This window comes from Pseudomonas gingeri, assembly GCF_013386165.1.
Classification (GTDB): Bacteria; Pseudomonadota; Gammaproteobacteria; order Pseudomonadales; family Pseudomonadaceae; genus Aquipseudomonas; species Aquipseudomonas gingeri_C.
Map to the genome: position 1 here is coordinate 1 of NZ_JACAOS010000002.1, position 17,366 is coordinate 17,366.

A 17,366-nucleotide genomic window follows, 5' to 3' on the forward strand; every position below is an offset into this window, starting at 1 on the left:
AGCATCTTGCCGCGACGGTGACTTTTGCTCATTCGCTGGAGCGACCGGAGCCGATTACCGAGCGCGAAGCACCGATCTATTTCCGTCTGGATTTCTTCCTTTAACGCCATTAACTGCACTCGTTGCATTGAGAGACCGACATGGACGTTCGTCAGTTTGCCTTCCTGGCAGGTCAGCCTTCTGCTGTCCTGAAAAACCGTGAGCATTTCCTGGGACTGTCCAAGCGTGGCTTGGCATTTATCCTGGCTAACGCGATGTTCTGGCAGCCGTTGCTGGCCCAGGCGGACGGGATTGCCGTCAGCGGAGGCGGCACGACGTTGGGGCAGGCGGGCAATGGCGTGCCGATCGTCAATATCGCCGCACCGAATGCCCAGGGGCTGTCGCACAACCAGTTCAGCGACTACAACGTCGGGGCCAACGGGGTCATCCTCAATAACGCGACCGGCCGTACCCAGTCGACACAGTTGGGTGGGATCATTCTCGGTAACCAGAACCTCAATGGCACATCGGCCAATATCATCCTCAATGAAGTGACGGGGGCGAGTTCGAGTCAGTTGCGTGGTTACACCGAAGTGGCGGGGCAATCGGCCCATGTGATCGTCGCCAACCCGTACGGCATCAGCTGCAACGGTTGCGGTTTTATCAATACGCCGCAAGCGACCTTGACCACCGGCAAGGCAGTGATCACCAACGGTCAGGTCACGGGTTATCAAGTTGACCGGGGCAGTGTGTCCATCGACGGGGCTGGCCTGAATGCCAGCAACATTGATCAATTCGAAATCATCACCCGCTCGGCCAAACTGAATGCCGAGATCAACGCGAAGAAGTTGGCGATCATTGCTGGTGCCAACGATGTCGATGCCAAGACTCTCAAGGCCACTGCACGTGCCGCCAACCCGGCGGATGCGCCGCAACTGGCGATCGACTCCTCGGCACTGGGTGGTATGTACGCCGGCGCTATCCGCTTGGTGGGTACCGAAGCCGGTGTCGGGGTAAAACTCGACGGCAAGATGGTCGCCAGTGGCGGTGATATCCAACTCGATGCCAACGGTCATCTGAGCATGGTCGAGACTGGGGCGAGCGGTTCCATTGATGTCAAGGCGGCCAGCCTTGAAGCCAAAGGGCCGATGTACGCCGGTACGACCCTGGATGTCAAAACCCAGGGCGATCTGACCAGCCAGAACAATCTGGTGGCCAAGGACCGCATTACTCTTAGCAGCGGCGGCCAACTGACCAACAACGGGATCATCGAGGCCGGGGTCAACGCCGACAAAACCCGTAATGCGCTCGCTGATGTCAGCATCACCGCGCAGAACGTCACCAACAACGGCCAGAGCGTCGTTGCCAGCCGTGACCTGAGCGTCACGGCCACACAAACCCTGAACAACCAGGGCGGTACCCTGAGCGGTCAACGGCAAACCAGCGTCACTGCTGGCACCCTCGATAACCAGAACAAGGGCCGGGTCCTGGGTGCTGATCACCTGAACCTGACGGCTGACACTGTACTCAACGCCCAGGGCGGCCTGATCAAAGGCCAGAATTCCCTGACCGCGACCCTTGGTTATCTGAACAACAACGCAGGCGAAGTCTCCAGCCAGGGCAACACCACGCTGGCCCTGGGCACGATGGACAACCTCACGGGCCTGGTCATGGCCAATAACGTGCTGGATATCACGGCCACGGGCTTGGTGAATAACCAGAACGGTCGCCTGGGTTCGAACAATAGCTTCACTTTCAAGGGCCAGTCTCTCGATAACACCCAAAAGGGTCGCATTACTGCGCAGCAAAAACTCGACCTGAGCGCTACCCACCTTGATAACACCGGTGGTTCGGTCATCACCAACGGCCCATTGAGCCTGACCGCCGACATCGTCGACAACGCCACGGGCCGGATCTCCAGCCAGGGCGACCTGACCGCTAACGTCACCACCTTTAACCAGCAGGATGGCGCTCTGGTCTCCGACGGCAACCTGAGCTTGACCGGCAGCAGCCTGGATAACCGCAACGCGGCGCTGATCTCGGCGAAAAAACTGCTGACTCTGAATGTAGGCGCTATCGACAACCGCTCCGGGGAAATCTCCAGCGTGCAGGCGGTCAACCTCAACGGCCAGTTCCTGAACAACAGCGAAGGTGGCAGGGTCCTGTCGGACACTGCGCTGGGTCTCAAGGTCGCGCAGGTGATTAACCAGAGTTTGGGCCAGTTGGTCAGCCAGGGCAGCACCACGCTGACCGGCAGCAGCCTGGATAACAGCGGTGGCAAGCTGAGCGCACAAACCGGGCTGGTCATCAGCCTCGACGGTGCCCTGACCAACCAGCTTTCCGGCCTGATCAACAGCGAAGGCGTGCTGACGGCCCATGCCGCCAGCGTGGACAACACCGGTGGCAGCTTCTCCAGTGCCGGTCAATTGAGCCTCACCAGCGACGGCGCCCTGATCAACCAGGGCGGTAAAGTGCTCACCGACAGCGGCATCGTGCTGAACAGCGCGAGCCTGGACAACCGTCAGCAGGGCGCCATCAGCGGCCAAGGCCCGGTCTCGATCAGCACCGGCAACTTCGACAACAGTCATGGCGGCTTCCTCAGCAGCGGCGATCGCCTGGAGTTGACCAGCGCGCAACTGACCAACCAGGATGGCGGCCGTATCGGCGCCAAGACCCTGGTCGCCAGCGTGACCGGTCTGGACCAGCAGGGCGGCTCGCTCAAAGGCGATACGTCCCTGACCCTGGACCTCAACCATGGTCAACTGAACAACCAGGGCGGCCTGATCAACGCGCCGCTGTTGGTGCTGAACAACCTCAAGGGCGTGAACAACCAGGGCGGTGAAATTTCCAGCGCCCAGGCCTTTACCCTGGCGGCTGAGAGCCTGAGCAACGACAACGGCAAGTTGTTGAGCAACCAGGCCCTGACCCTGCGTATCGATCAGGCCCTGAGCACTATCAAGGGCATGATCGCGGCGGCTGCGGTTGATGCGCACGTCGGCAGCCTCGACAACAGCGGCGGGTCGCTGACCAGCCTGGCTGACCTGGGCCTGAGCGTCGAGGGTCAACTGACCAACCAGAACCAGGGCAAGATCAGCGCCAGCAACGGCCTGACGCTCAACGCGGCGGGGATCGACAACCAGGGTGGCAGCCTACTGGGCAGTGCCATCGCCCTCGATTTCGGGGCGGCAACGGGCGACCTGAACAACGCCGGTGGCCAGATCACCACGGCCGGCAACCTGACCCTCAACCACCTGCGTGACCTGAACAACCAGGGCGGTGTGCTGAGCAGTGCGCAGAGCCTCAACCTGAGCGGGCGCACCCTGGACAACAGCAACGGCGGCAAGCTGATCAGCAACAACCAGCTGACCCTGAACGCCGCTACCGTGATCAACCAGAACGGCGGTCTCTTGTCCGGCTGGCAGGGGTTGGTGATCAACGCTGGCAGCCTGGATAACCGCAACAACGGTACCGTCTCCAGCCGCAGCGGCGATGTCGACGTGACCCTCAGTGGAGCGCTGCTCAACAGCAATGCGGGGGCACTGGCCAGCCAGCAAGTCCTGACGATCAGCGCAGGCAGCCTGGATAACAGTGCCGGTAGCTTGTCCAGCGCAGGCGCGCAGAAACTGACCGTCGCCGGTCTGCTGAACAATGGCCCGGGTGGCCTGATCGATGCGGGCACGACGCTGACGTTGAATGCCATGACCCTGAACAACAGCGGCACGGTCCAGGCGCAGCAGGCGTTGAGCTTTACCGGTACCAACCTCGACAACAGCAACGGCAGCTTGAGCAGCAAGACCTCGGTCAACCTGGATCTGCTCGGTGCCTTGACCAACACCCACGGCCAGATCTCTGCCGTGGGTCCGCTGCTGGTCCAGCGTGCCACCCAGATCAACAACCAGGGCGGCCAACTCTCCAGCCAGGGTCTGCTGACCTTGCTCACCGGCGGCCTGGACAACAGCAATGGCGGCACTATCGGTGCCGGCGACAAATTGCTCGTGACCGCGAGCGGCACGGTACTGAACAACAACGGGGGGCTGATCGCCAGTCGCAACGCCGATCTGCAATTGAGCGCAGCGAGCCTGGGCAACGGCAAGGGCTTATTGCAGGGGCAGGGCGCGGTCAGCCTGGATGTCAGCGGCGATATCGACAACCAGAGCGGCAAGGTGATTGCCCAGGACGGCACTTTGCTGGTCAAGGCCGCCAACCTCGACAACCGCGGCGGGGTGCTTTCCAGTGTCAGAAATTCGCTGGAAACCCGTGTCGTCGGCGTGTTGAGAAACAGCTATGACCTGAACAACAATCGCCAGGCCGGCAGCATCCAGGGCCAGAGCCTGAACCTCAACGCCCTCGGTGGTTTCGACAACTATGGCGGCCGCATCGCCGCCCGGGCCGGGGACCTGGTGCTCGCCACCGGTAATCTCGACAACCGTAACGGCGGCTTGTATGCCAGTGGTCAGGTAAAGGTCAGCGGCAATGACTTTGATAACAGTGGCGACATGGGTGGCCAGATCGCCGGTAGCCAGATCAACCTGAGCCTCACTGGTGCCCTGAACAACCGCAAGGGCATCATCGAAAGCGACAACAGCCTTTCGATCACTGCCGCCAGCCTGGATAACCAGACCGGCCAGCTGCATGCGCTGGGGACCAGCGGCAAGACCCTGTTCCAGATCGGCGGGTTTTTCGATAACCGCAGCGGCAACCTGGAGATCGCCAGCAGCGACCTGACCCTGGGCGCCGGCAGTTTCATGAACCAGGGCGGCAGTGTGCTGCATGTGGGCAATGGCACCTTTGATATCGCCACGGCCAATGTGCTCTATGCCGGTGGCAATCTGGTGACCCGAGGTGGACTGACCCTGACCGCCGATAGCTGGACCAACAGCGGGGTGATCCAGGCCGGGCGCTTGACGTTGAATATCGGTACCCTCAATCAGCTCGCCGGCGCCCAGTTGCTGGCCTCCACCAGCCTGACCGGTACGGGTGGCAACTGGAACAACGACGGGTTGATCGCCAGTGATGGCAGCGTCAACCTGGGCCTGGGTGGCAGCTATACCGGCAACGGCCGTCTGAGCAGCCTGGGCACCTTGGGCCTGAGCGCCGCGCAATTGAGCCTGGGCAACACCGGGAGCATCGCCGGTGGTGGCAATACCACCCTCAATGTCGGTGGCGTGCTGAGCAACTATGGTCGCCTGACCTCGGCGGCCAGCATGAGCCTGACCGCCGGCGGCATCAACAACTACGGGACCCTCGGCAGCGCGCAGATACTGACTGCGAGCACCGGGGCCTTGCTCAACGACCACGGCCTGGTGTTCAGCGGCGGCGACATGAGCCTGCGCCTCGATTCGTTGACCAACAGCTACGGCAATATCTACAGCCTGGGCAACCTGGCAATCGATCGTGACGGCCAGGGCGGCCTGGCCAGCAGCATCGTCAACAGCTCCGGTTCGATCCAGAGCGATGGCGGCATGAGCCTGGCGGCGAGCACGATCCGTAACGTACGGGCGGTGCTGACCACCAACAACCAGGGCATCTACACCGCCTCGATCGGTGAGGTCCAATGTATCGAAGGCTATAACGCCGGCGACTGCAGCGGTAAGCAGAACCACGTCTGGCAGATCATCCAGCGTGACAAGTTCGAAGTGACCGAGGCCAGTGCGGCCTCCAGCATCACCGCCGGGGCCAACCTGAATGTCCAGGGTGGTGACCTGCTCAACCAGAGCAGCACCATTGCTGCCGGCGGCAGCTTCAGCGCCCGGGTCAACAACCTGACCAACAGCGGCCTGGAAACCGGGGAGACCGAGACGTCGCGTACGTTCATGTCCGAGCGGACCAAGGACGCGGGTGGCTGGTACGCCGCTGCCGCGGCATTCAACAACAGCTACTCGATCGGCGCTGCCGGTTACAACCCCAATAACCTGGGTGGTCTGCAGGGGGCAATGAGCAGCTTTATCGGCATGACCGAGACCGAGTTGGGGCAGTTCCGCACCACACGCAAGATCGCTTCCAGCGACCAGAGCTACGCCGCGGTGATTCAGGCCGGTGGTGCGGTCAATGTCCAGGCGCAAAACGGCATCGACAACAGCGTCGTACGTCCGGGTTACACCTACGTCGGCGCGGGCGCTCGCACTGACACCCAGTCCTCGGGCAGCAACTTCTCCACGCGGATCACCGTCAATGCGCAGTTGCCGCCGAATCTCGCGCAGCAGCAGGTCAACCCGCTGACTTTGCCGGGTTTCAGCCTGCCGACCGGCCAGAACGGCTTGTTCCGTCTGAGCGGCGAGGGCAGTTCGTCGAACGTCATTACCCCGCAAAGCTGGACGCTGGGCGGCACGAGCCTGGGCGCGGCCCAGCGCCAGTCGGCGGGCGATCTTTCCACACCGAGCGGTCAAGCCGCCTTGGCGGCAGACAGCACCCAAGGCAGCCAGGCTACCAGCCTGACCCGGGTGCAGGGGTTGCCGGATACTTCGGGCAAATCCAATCCACAGAAGTACCTGATTGAAACCAACCCTGTCCTGACTGATCTCAAGCAGTTCATGAGCTCGGACTATCTGTTGGCCAACCTGGGTTATGACCCGGACGCCAGCGCCAAGCGTCTGGGGGACGGTTTCTACGAGCAAAAGCTGATCCAGCAGGCGGTGGTCTCCCGTACCGGCCAACGCTTCATCGATGGCCAGACCTCGGATGACAGCATGTTCAAGTACCTGATGAACAATGCCATCGCCAGCAAGCAGGAACTGAACCTGCAACTGGGGGTGAGCCTGACTTCCGAGCAGGTTGCGGCCCTGACCCACGACATCGTCTGGATGGAAAACGCGACGGTCAATGGTGAGCAAGTGTTGGTGCCGGTGCTGTACCTGGCCAATGCCAATAACCGCCTGGCGGCCAATGGCGCGTTGATCCAGGGCAGCGATGTGACGCTGATTGCCGGCAAGGACCTGAACAATGCCGGGACCTTGCGGGCCAGCAATAACCTGTCGGCGGCGGCGGGTAATGATCTGGTCAACAGTGGGCTGCTTGAGGCCAGCCAGCGTCTCGATGCACTGGCGAACAACAACCTGACCAACAAAGCCGGTGGGATCATCGCAGGACGTGACGTCAGCTTGGCTGCAATCAATGGTGACGTTACCAACGAACGTACCATTACTACTCATCAGAGCAGTACCGGCTACAAGACCGAACAGCGCGGATTTGCAGACAACGCGGCGAGTATCGAAGCAAGCAACAATCTCACCGTCAGTGCGGGCCGCGATATCAATAACAGCGGCGGTGTCCTGAGAAGTGCGACCGACACTGCCCTCAGGGCAGGGCGCGACGTCAATATCACCTCTGCGCAACAGTTGAATAGCAACACAATGGGGGATCGCCATAGTGACGCAACCATCACCCAGAACGGTTCCACTGTCTCTACGGGGCGTGACCTGTTGGTCAGCGCTGGGCGGGATTTGAGTGTTGTCGCCAGCCAGATCGATGCGAAGCGCGATATCGCGTTTTCCGCAGTTGACGATTTGACACTGTCTTCGGCAGCGAATGAACAGCACTCATATGGGCGGACCAAGAAAGTCACCAGCCAGGAAGACCACACCCAGCAGGTATCTTCGAGTGTGACGGCTGGCGGCAATGTCTTGTTGACGGCCGGCAAGGACCTGGGGCTTGTGGCGAGCAAGGTAAATGCGGGAGCCGAGGCTTATCTGAATGCCGGTGCCAACCTGACGTTGCAAACCGCAACCAACGACGATTACAGCTTCTACAGCAAGACCAAGAAAAGCTCGTCGGGCAAGAAGAGCCGGTTGGATGAGATGGAGAGCACCACCAACATTGCGAGCGCTGTCACCAGCGGTAGCCACACCTCGCTGGTAGCGGGCAACGATATTGTTGTCAAAGGCAGCGCGGTGGTGACTGAAAAAGGCGGCACCCAACTGAGCGCCGGCAATGACGTGCAGATTCTTGCCGTCACTGACTCCGCCAGTGCTCGCCACGAGAGCAGCAAAAGCAAAAGCAGCTGGGGCGGGTTGAAGTCGAGCAAGGCCCAGGACAAAGTGGCCGAAACCCAGACCACGGCAGTGGGCAGTCTTATCGCCGGCGATACTCTGGATGTGGTCGCCAAGCGCGATGCAACGGTGACGGGCTCGGCCCTTGCCAGTACTGGTGACCTGACCGTACAGGCAGGTCGGGACCTGACCATCAATGCTGCGCAAAACACCTTTACCCGCGACGAGATGCATAAGGAAAAGGGCCACGACTTCACGGGTATCCTGACGGCCAACAAGCTGGGCATTGATGACATCACAGGCAATCAGCACTTGAATATGAGCAGCTCCAGCCATAACGGCCAGGCGACTCAAACCACCTTGACCGGCAGCACCATCGGTTCCAGCCAGGGCAATGTAAACCTGGTGGCGGGTCGCAATCTGGGAGTTGTCGCCAGTGATCTGGTCAGCACCCGGAACATGAATTTGACTGGCTCCAACGTAACCATTGCTGCCGGGATGGAAAGTGCCAGTCAAAGCAGCACCGACAAATCCGCCAGCCTGGGCGTCGGCCGGGTGCTGGGCGGTTCGGTGATCAGTACCTTGGAGACGATCTATAACTTGCGTGAGTCCGTCGAGGCCACCAAGGCGATCGATGATCCGCGACTCAGAGCCGTCAAACAGGCGCAACTGGCGATGTCCGTTGGTGGGATCGATCCTGTTGGCATGGCCAAGGATGTCGGTGGGGCGGCTTCCAACTACCTGAAAGGTCAAGGGAGTTCAGGGTCGCTGATCAAAATCGGCACCGAACTGGCAAGCACGCGCAGCAAAAGCAGTAGCCATGAAGAAAGTCAGACGGCCAAGCAAAGCACGATCAATTCCGGCGCGGGCCTGACGATCATTGCCACGGGTGCAACAGCAGGGACGGCGGGTGATATCCATGTGATCGGTAGCCAACTCAAAGGCGCAAATACGGTGTTGGATGCCAAGAACAATATCCTTCTCGAAAGTGCACAGAACACCACGGATAAGTCCAGCAACAGCAGCAACAGCAAGACTGCCATTGGTGCGAGCTTCAACTTGGGTGAGCAGAACGGTTTCACCCTTGATCTGGGGGCACAGATCGGCAAACAAATGGGCGACGGTCATTCGGTAACCCAGGTCAATAGCACTCTGGATACCGGGTCTCTCGTACTGCACAGTGGCAAGGACACCACGCTGGCGGGTGCTCAGGTCAAGGCGGACAGCATCAATGCGGTTATTGGGGGCAATCTCGATATCGTTTCGCGTCAGGACACCGAGAGCCAGAAAAGCAAACAGGGCAGTGCCGGTTTTGGTGCCAGTATCTGCATCCCACCGTTCTGCTATGGCTCAACGGTCAGCGCTTCTGCCAACCTCTCCGTCGGTAACATGAACAGCGACTACAAGGCTGTGACCGATCAGAGTGGCTTGTTTGCAGGCACAGGTGGCTACAACATCACCGTGGGCCAGACCACCAACCTGCAAGGGGCGGTGATTGCCAGTGACGCCAGTGCCGACAAGAACCGCCTCAGCACCGATCGTCTGGTGGTCAGCGACATCAAGAACAAGAGCGAGGCCAGCAGTCAATCAGCGGGTATCTCGCTTTCCTACGGCAAGGACGGCCTGGGCTTTGGCGGCAGCATGCCATTGGCGCTGAGTGAATCGGGCGAGAGTAAAACCCGTAGTGCGGTGAGCGAAGGTACGATCATCGTGCGTAATGCCGAGGGAGCCAACGATCTGGTGGGCCTCAATCGAGACACGGCCAATGCCAACCCGAAGCTGGACAAACCGGACGTGGGTGCCTTGCAGACGCGTATTGATCTGATTCAGAGCTCGATAGCGCTGACCCAGAGTGTCGTGGGGTTGGTGGCTTCCGCTGAGAAGAAAGATGCGGAAGCGCGAGTAAAAAAGGCCAAGGACTCTGGCACCGACCAGGACTTGAAAGATGCCCTGCTCAATCTCAAGACAGTTAGCGATAGCTGGGATGCTGGCGGAGACAAGAAGGTACTCGTCGATATCGCTAGCGGCCTGATCGGCGCGGCAATGGGCGGTGCCGGTGCGGCAACGACCCTGGGTATCGTCGCCAATACCACCGCAGCGGATACCTACAAGCGGATTGGCGACTACGCCGACCAACAGCTTGCAGGCGCCAAGGACCCGGCCACCCAAGCCGCATGGAAAGAGGGCGGCAGTGCACGGGTGCTCATGCACACCTTGGCGGCAGCAGTCCAGGGGCTTTCGGGTAACACCGTGGGCGCCAATGCATTGGGCGCCGGTGTGGCGGGGCTGACGGCGCCTCTGGTCGCTGAAAAGGTCGCGCAGATGGACCTGCCTCTGGACGTGAAGAAATCCCTGATATTGGGTGCTTCCGGATTGGCGGCTGCGGGTGTTGGTGGGATTACCGGCGCTCAGTCGGGGATGGAAGAAGTCAAAAACAACTATCTCAAACATGAAGACGTTGAGCTGTTGTCCAAGCAATTGGCGGTATGTGCAGCGGATAACACGGCCTGCCGCATGCGCGTGCAACTCGAGGCCAAAAGGCTGAGCGACGCCAATGATGCTGAGCTTCTGAAGTGCACGGACCAAGTTTGCTTGGACAAACATATTGCCCAGATCGTCGACGGAGCCAAGAGCTTTGGCGATTTGTATGCGGCCGACAAGGCGGTCAACTCGAAGGATAAAGATACCTTTGGGGCTATCAGTGATATCGAAACCAATAGCCTGTTGGTTGCGGCCAACATGGCTGCCGGGCTGCCGGGGTTCAAGGTATGGGCCTCGAATAACTGTGAGTCGGTGGGGATGGCGGCCTGTCAGCTCAAGTTTGCCGACGTGGTGAAAAGCGGTACGTTCATCAATAGCAAAGGTGAGGTGGGCGGTGCAATTCCCAAGGCCTTCGACGCGTGGGAAAACATTGCTGGCAGCACCAAGCAGCCCCATGAATACAACGATGTCTCGTCGGGATGCATGGTGACCTTGGGCGGCTGCGGTACCCTGGAAAATGAATATGAGGCACTGAAACGCAACGCGGGTCCTGGTGGCGATGGGACGACGGTGGTCAAAAGCGGAGACGTGAGTGAGTTGTATCTGATGAAGCTCAAGCTCGGGTATGTGGCTCACCTGACGGACGACAGCAGCAAGAGTGTGATCAACATTACCTTGCCGGGCATGCATGCCCTGGATCCCGGCTTTGTCGTGCGTTCCGTGGTGCCTACCGCTTCGGGCGGCTTCGATATCGAAACCCACGGTTGGGGTACCGGTAGCAGTCCGCTGTTCAACGCCAATGATTGGGGCGCCGGTGGGGTATGGGGCGGCAATAGCGCCTGGATTGCCGGGCAGGAATTGTTCAGGAACAGCCCGGTCTTCAACTGGGACAGCAATAGCAAACAAGGCGGGACGAATTGAGGCCCAACGGCGAACTCCGATTGTTCGCCGTACCCTTGTGTGGCGGCATTGTCTACGCGGTCGTGAAGGGGATGCTGATCGGTTGGACGGGGCCGGCGCTGTTTTCGGGGTTTCTGTTCGGTAGTGTCATCGCCATTGTCCTGGGCATTCCTTTGCTGTTGCTGGGAGATCGCCGTTTTGACGAGTTCAGGGCTCGCCATGTGGTGAGCGGTCTGATCCAGAGCCTGACGGCGTGCCTGTTGGTTGGCGCCACCTCGTGGCATCTGTGGGTGATGTCGGTGCTGGGTGGGCTGGTACTGGGCGTGCTGTACGGCGTCGTAGTTCGTTGGGTCGAGAGGCTACCGAAAAAAATGGGAACACCCCTTCGCACGAGATGGAGTGCGATTATTGCCGTTCCTCTTTCGGGTGGACTGACGCTGGGCGCGGCGGCGACGTGGTACCTCGCGAGCGGAGGGGCTTTTATTCTGTTCTTCCTGATCGGGGGGCTGCTCGGCGTGCTGGTCGGTTGGCCGGTGCTGTGGGGGGTAGAGCGTTTTCTGAGAACAGATTTACGCTATATCATCGCCGGCATGCTCAGTGGCTTGCTGATCTGGCTGGTACCTGCCGCGTCATCCTTTCTGGCTTATCCCGACGTCTCATCAAAAGGTGTTCCAATATGGCCGGTTATCGTATTCGTATTTATCGGCTTGCTCTCGGGCAGCTTGTGTCTGCTGTTCAATTGGCTGGCTGAGCGTAGCGGTTACACCAAAGGCAAGGATTGAACGGGCAGAGATGATGTCCGCAAATGCATGAAAGGACTCTGGACACGGAGTTCACCAGCCCTCTCTTATGTCCACCAGTAGCGCACCAGATGGAAGAAAATCGGTGCGGCGAAGCATACCGAGTCCAATCGGTCGAGCATGCCGCCATGACCTTCGATCATATGACCCCAATCCTTGACCCCGCGGTCGCGTTTGATCGCCGACATGACGATGCCACCGGCAAACCCCAGCAGGTTGATCAGCAACGCAATCAGTGCCGCTTGCCAGGGATTGAACGGGGTAATCCAGAACAACGCGCCACCGATCAGCGAGGCCAGGGTAATGCCGCCGACAAAACCCTCGACGGTCTTCGAGGGTGACAGGTTGGGCGCGATCTTGCGTTTGCCGAACAGCTTGCCGCAGACGTACTGGAGCACGTCCGACAACTGCACCACGATCACCAGGTAGGCAATCAGCAGCAGGTTGCGGCCTTCATAACCGACAATGTCCAGGGTCAGCAGCGCCGGTACGAACGACACGCAGAACACCGCGATCATCAGGCCCCACTGAACCTTCGAAGCACGCTCCAGGAAGTGCGTACTGTCGCCACCCAGGGACGCGAGGATGGGCAACAACAGGAATACGTAGACCGGGATGAAGATCGAAAACAGTCCATACCAGTCGCTATAGATCAGCAGGTACTGCAGCGGCAGGGCCAGATAAAACGCGGCCACCAGCGCCGGGTAGTCGCTGCGTCGGGTCGGCGTCAGGGTCAGGAACTCGCGCAGGGCGTAGAAGGACACCGCGTAGAACAGCAGGATCACCGCGCCGGTGCCCAGCCAGAAAGCGATGCCGATCACCAGCACCATCACCCACCAGGCGTTGATCCGCGCATTGAGGTTATCGATGACCGCGTTCGGCGTGCCTCGGCTACGCCACTTGAGGACAAAACCGATCAGCGAAGCCAGCACCAGGATCATGCCGATTCCGGCGAACAACATCAGGGTCTGCCTATCCATTTCAGTGTTGCTCCGGTGCCAGGGCCAGCAGCGCATCGCGGCTGCGTTGCAGGAAATATTCTTTGCTTTCGTCTTCTTCGAGCCGCAGCGGTGCGCCGAAGCTGGTGGTGCACAGCAGGGGCAGGGGTAACACACGGCCCTTGGGCATGACCCGGTTGAGATTGGCGATCCATACCGGAATCAGTTGTGCCTGGGGGTAGGTCCGGGCCAGGTGGAAGATCCCGCTCTTGAACGGCAGCAGACCCTCCTCCTGGTTACGTGTGCCTTCCGGAAAAATGATCAGTGAATGACCCTGTTCCAGCGCATCGAGCATCGGTTGCAGTGGATTGTCCCCGGGTTCCTTGCGTTCACGGTCGATCAGCACGCCGTTGAACACCCGCCGGATGATGTAGCGACGCAGGGCGCTTTTGTTCCAGTAGTCGGCACCGGCAACCGGCCGCGTGAGTTTGCGCAGCGCCGGTGGCAGCGAGGCCCAGAGCAACACGAAGTCGCCGTGGCTGCTGTGGTTGGCGAAGTAGATGCGCTGTTCCGGATCGGGCCCGCAGCCGATCCACAGGCTGCGGGCACCGGTGATCAGGCGGGCGCCGGAGGTGATAAGGGTGGCAACCACGGGTTCGAACATGACGATTCCTTATCCGGCGAAGGGCAGCCAGGGGCTGGCCAGAATGACGATCAGTGGCAGGGAAATCTGTATCAGCACCAGCAACGCCTGACGCTTGAGCAGGCCCAGCGCGCCACGACTGCGCTCGACCCAGGGGCGGTTGATGGATTGTCGCGGTTGCAGGCCGAGGTCTTGCAGCGCCTGGTCCAGTGCCTCGGTGCGGTCGCTCAGGTTGCTTGGGTCTTGTGCCATCAACTGGAACAGGTCAGCGTCGAAAGCGACGCGAAAGGCCAGGTACTTTTGCAGCAGGCCCGACAGCACCAGCCAGGCACTGACCACCAGGCACCACAGGCTGATGGTGCTGAAGAACAAGGGGGCCAGCCCCAGCAGAAGACCCAGTACGGTCAGCCCCATGGAAAGTTGGTCGAGTGCGCGGCCACGTCGCAGCAAGCTGGCGACCACGTGCAGTTGCATGTCAGCGGGCATCGGCGATCCTCGTTTGGGTGACCGCTTCGACAGGCTTGAGGTGGATCATGGCTTCCAGTGCCTGGCGATGTTGCGGATGCAGGACCACGGCGGGACGTGCCGCCCGTATCAGCGCCATGGCCTCATCGATCTGCGTCGTGCGACCACTGTGCAGCAGCCAGGCGGCGACTGCCGTGGCACTGCGTGAATAACCCAGGGCACAGCAGACCAGCAGCTGCCCCTGGGGGAGCAGTTTCTCGATGCTCAAGGCGGCTTCCCGGCATTGCTCCGCGGACGGTGCGATCAGGTCCAGTACGGGGAGGCTGTGATAGGCCCGGCCCTGGGGCGCCAGTGGCAGTTCGGCACACAGGTCGACGATGGCCGCGAACGGGCCGGCCTGGAGTTCGTGTCGGCTCGGCAGTCGCCCGAGCCAAACGTCGTCTACAACGTGATCGGGCTGTGGATGAGACGTTGTCCAGAGTCGCGAATTGATCCAGGCACCTGCCCGGTAAGGCGCAAACAGCCAGCTCGCCGCCGGGCTCAAGCTGCCGTCGGCGCGTTTCTGGAAGCCCTGGGCACCGAACAGCGCGTAATTCAGCGCCACCAGCGCCAGGGCCAGTGCCGGCCAGAGCAGCCACAACGCGGCACCGGCGAAGCCGAAGCCGACAAGGGCCAGCAATGCTGCCCCCAACCCGTAGCGAGCGGCCAGGGCGAGGCGTTTGCCATCCTGTGCCAGGCGCGCCACGGTCAGCGGATTGGCGCGATCATCCGGCCATAGCCAGACGCAGAGCCAGCCAGCCAGGGCGCCGGTGGGGACATCGATAAAGTGATGTTGATAGGTGGTCAGCACCGACAGTCCGATCAGTGCGAACCAGCCATGCACCAGCCAGCGTCCGGCACCGGTGAAATACCGGCGGTACATGACCCACAGAATCACCAGCAACGCGATATGCAGCGAAGGCGCCTGGTTGAAGGGTTTGTCGAAGCCCGCCAGCACCGCGAACAGCCAGCCGAACACACCGTCCAACGGTGGACGGGGGAAGGTGAAGGTCAGCGGCCAGAGCAGGAAGCAGGAGACGGCGATCACCTGGGCCGTCAGCAGGCGCAAGGCATGTCGATCGAGCTCGCGCTTGCTCCTGGGCAGCAGCAACGACAAACCGTAAAGCAGGTCGATGGACCAGTAGGGCACGATGGTCCAGGCCCAGAACGGCATCTGGCTTTCCCAGCCGAACACGTAGCTGCCGACATCGCTGCGCCGGGCGGTGTACCAGGTGGCAAAGCCGTAGCTGGCGAAGAACAACGGCGCCAGCAGGACCAGCCAGAGCACGGCGCGCTTCAGTACGCCGGCTTCGCGGGGAGCGCTGCTCATTCTTGCACGCGTTGCGCCAGGGACACGCTGAAGATTCCCCATTCATCCACCCGCTGGCTGATCTTGCGAAAACCGGCGGCTTCCACCAACTGGTCCATTTCCGCCTGGCTGCGCCGACGCATGACCCAGGCCTGGCCTTGGCGGTGACTGGTCAGGGCGCGGGCAATCAGCTCCAGCTGGGGATGCCAGGGTTGCCCGGTGTAGATCAGGTAAGCGCCCGGTTCGCAGGCCTCGGCCAATCCCGCGAGGGAGTTGCCGACCATGCCGTTGTCGGCGAACAGTTCGTACAGGCCTGACACCACCGCCAGGCTTGGCTTGGGGTCCAGCGCGGCCAGGTCGGCGCGGTCAAAGGCGTCACCCTTGACGAAACGGGCGATGTCTCCCAGGCCTTTTTCGACGATCAGTGCGCTGCCGTCACGCACGTTGATATCGCTGTAGTCCCGCAGCAGGATCGACTCGGGCAGTGGCGTCACCCCGTGCAGGGCCTCAAGGATATAACGTCCGTGGCCGGCGGCGATGTCGACGATCCGCACTTCGCGGCCTTGCTCGCGCAGTTGCGCCATGGCCAGGCGCAGCAGTTCCTCGACGTGCAGTTTGCGTTGGCGGATGCCGCGCCAGCCGATGGAGTTCAGGTAGTTCTGGTCGATCATCCGGCCCAGCGCGGTATGGCCGGTGGGGGTGTTGCGGTAGACGTAGTCCAGGGTGCTGCCGGAATCGAAGCCGGTGTCGAAGCCGAGCTTGACCCCGGCTGACAGCTTGCTACCCAGGCCCATGCTGGCGCGGGTCAGACGCCAGTAGAGATCGCGTGGCGAGTTGTGCGGCAAGGGCGCTGCCAGCGCCTCGGATTCAGCGCAGGTTTCGCCGATGCGATCGGCGTCGAGCAGGGCGGGGCGGTTAACCGGCGAGAGGAAGTTCTGTTCGATAAAGCGCTTGGCGCGGCTGACGGCCAGGTGCCGGTCGCGCTCGCCGAGGGTGTCGTGGAAGAAGCCGGGCAGTATGTGTCGTTCTTTTTTCAGGCTGCCCAGGCGCTGGAAGAATTGCTCCTGGGGTTTGCGGTGGACCACGAAGTCCGCGCCGGAAATCAGCAGTTGGGTCGGTACCTGGATCGCGTTGGCATCGGCGACCACGCGGTCGGCGGCTTCGTAGAGCCCGAGCAGGACGTTGACCGAAATGGCCTTGGTGATCAGCGGATCGCTGTCATAGGAGGCAATACGTTCCGGGTCGTGACTGAGAAATTTGGCCTTGACGTAGCTGTTGACGAAAAAATTACCGCGAAAGCGGCGCATCAGGGCCAGGCCCGAACGGGCGAAAGGCACGTAGAGTTTGACCTTGAAGGCCGGGGATGCCAGCACCAGGGCACGGATTTTTGGTGCGTAATCGTGAACCCAGGTAGCGACGATCACCGCACCGACGCTCTGGGCAATCACCGCGATATTTTCCTCGGCGATATCGAAAGCGCCGCCGAGGTGATCGCAGAAGGTCTGTACGTCGCGCACGCTGGTGGCGAAGCTTGGGCTGTCGCCGCGCGCGCCGGGTGACTGGCCGTGGCCACGGGCGTCCCAGGCGAAGAAATCGAAGTCCGGCAGGTTGAGCTCATCCACCAGGTGAGCAATCCGACCGGAGTGCTCATGTCCTCGGTGGAACAGCAGGATGGCTTTGCGCGGTTCGCCGGCGACCGGCGCGCTAGCCGGCCAGTGACGATAAAACAGTTCGACGCCATCATGGGCGCTGAAGGTCAGGGTTTGCTCGTCGCGCATTGCAATGTCCTTTTGCCGGATCTTGGAGGAGTGAGGCTTGAAGCAAGTC

General features: G+C 61.0%; 7 protein-coding genes. 2 read left to right on the plus strand and 5 right to left on the minus strand.

What is annotated here, in order from left to right; translation table 11 throughout:
• Window positions 1-140 precede the first annotated feature (140 nt).
• Both HX866_RS03685 and HX866_RS03690 read left to right on the plus strand, forming a co-directional pair.
• Complete coding sequence (locus tag HX866_RS03685) at window positions 141-11,366, plus strand: two-partner secretion domain-containing protein (protein WP_177138085.1); 11,226 nt, start codon at window positions 141-143, stop codon at window positions 11,364-11,366.
• Window positions 11,367-11,386: 20 nt separating this feature from the next.
• Window positions 11,387-12,127 (plus strand): hypothetical protein, encoded by a 741-nt coding sequence (locus tag HX866_RS03690; RefSeq protein WP_177138087.1) that lies wholly within the window; start codon window positions 11,387-11,389, stop codon window positions 12,125-12,127.
• Window positions 12,128-12,192: 65 nt separating this feature from the next.
• Here the strand turns inward: HX866_RS03690 and HX866_RS03695 are convergent, their stop codons facing one another.
• From HX866_RS03695 to HX866_RS03715, 5 genes are read right to left on the minus strand one after another with little or no spacing between them, the layout of a single operon-like run.
• Window positions 12,193-13,125, minus strand: coding sequence for a phosphatidate cytidylyltransferase (locus HX866_RS03695; RefSeq protein WP_177138089.1), 933 nt, complete (start codon window positions 13,123-13,125; stop codon window positions 12,193-12,195).
• 1 nt (window position 13,126) lies between these two features.
• Window positions 13,127-13,747, minus strand: coding sequence for a lysophospholipid acyltransferase family protein (locus tag HX866_RS03700; RefSeq protein WP_177104910.1), 621 nt, complete (start codon window positions 13,745-13,747; stop codon window positions 13,127-13,129).
• 9 nt (window positions 13,748-13,756) lie between these two features.
• Entirely contained in the window at window positions 13,757-14,212 is a 456-nt protein-coding gene (locus HX866_RS03705; RefSeq protein WP_177138091.1) for a hypothetical protein, read from the minus strand.
• Window positions 14,202-15,560, minus strand: coding sequence for a phosphatase PAP2/dual specificity phosphatase family protein (locus HX866_RS03710; RefSeq protein WP_177138093.1), 1,359 nt, complete (start codon window positions 15,558-15,560; stop codon window positions 14,202-14,204). The genes HX866_RS03705 and HX866_RS03710 overlap by 11 nt, the downstream gene beginning before the upstream one ends.
• Window positions 15,557-17,317 (minus strand): bifunctional alpha/beta hydrolase/class I SAM-dependent methyltransferase, encoded by a 1,761-nt coding sequence (locus HX866_RS03715; protein WP_177138094.1) that lies wholly within the window; start codon window positions 17,315-17,317, stop codon window positions 15,557-15,559. The genes HX866_RS03710 and HX866_RS03715 overlap by 4 nt, the downstream gene beginning before the upstream one ends.
• Between the last annotated feature and the right edge of the window lie 49 nt (window positions 17,318-17,366).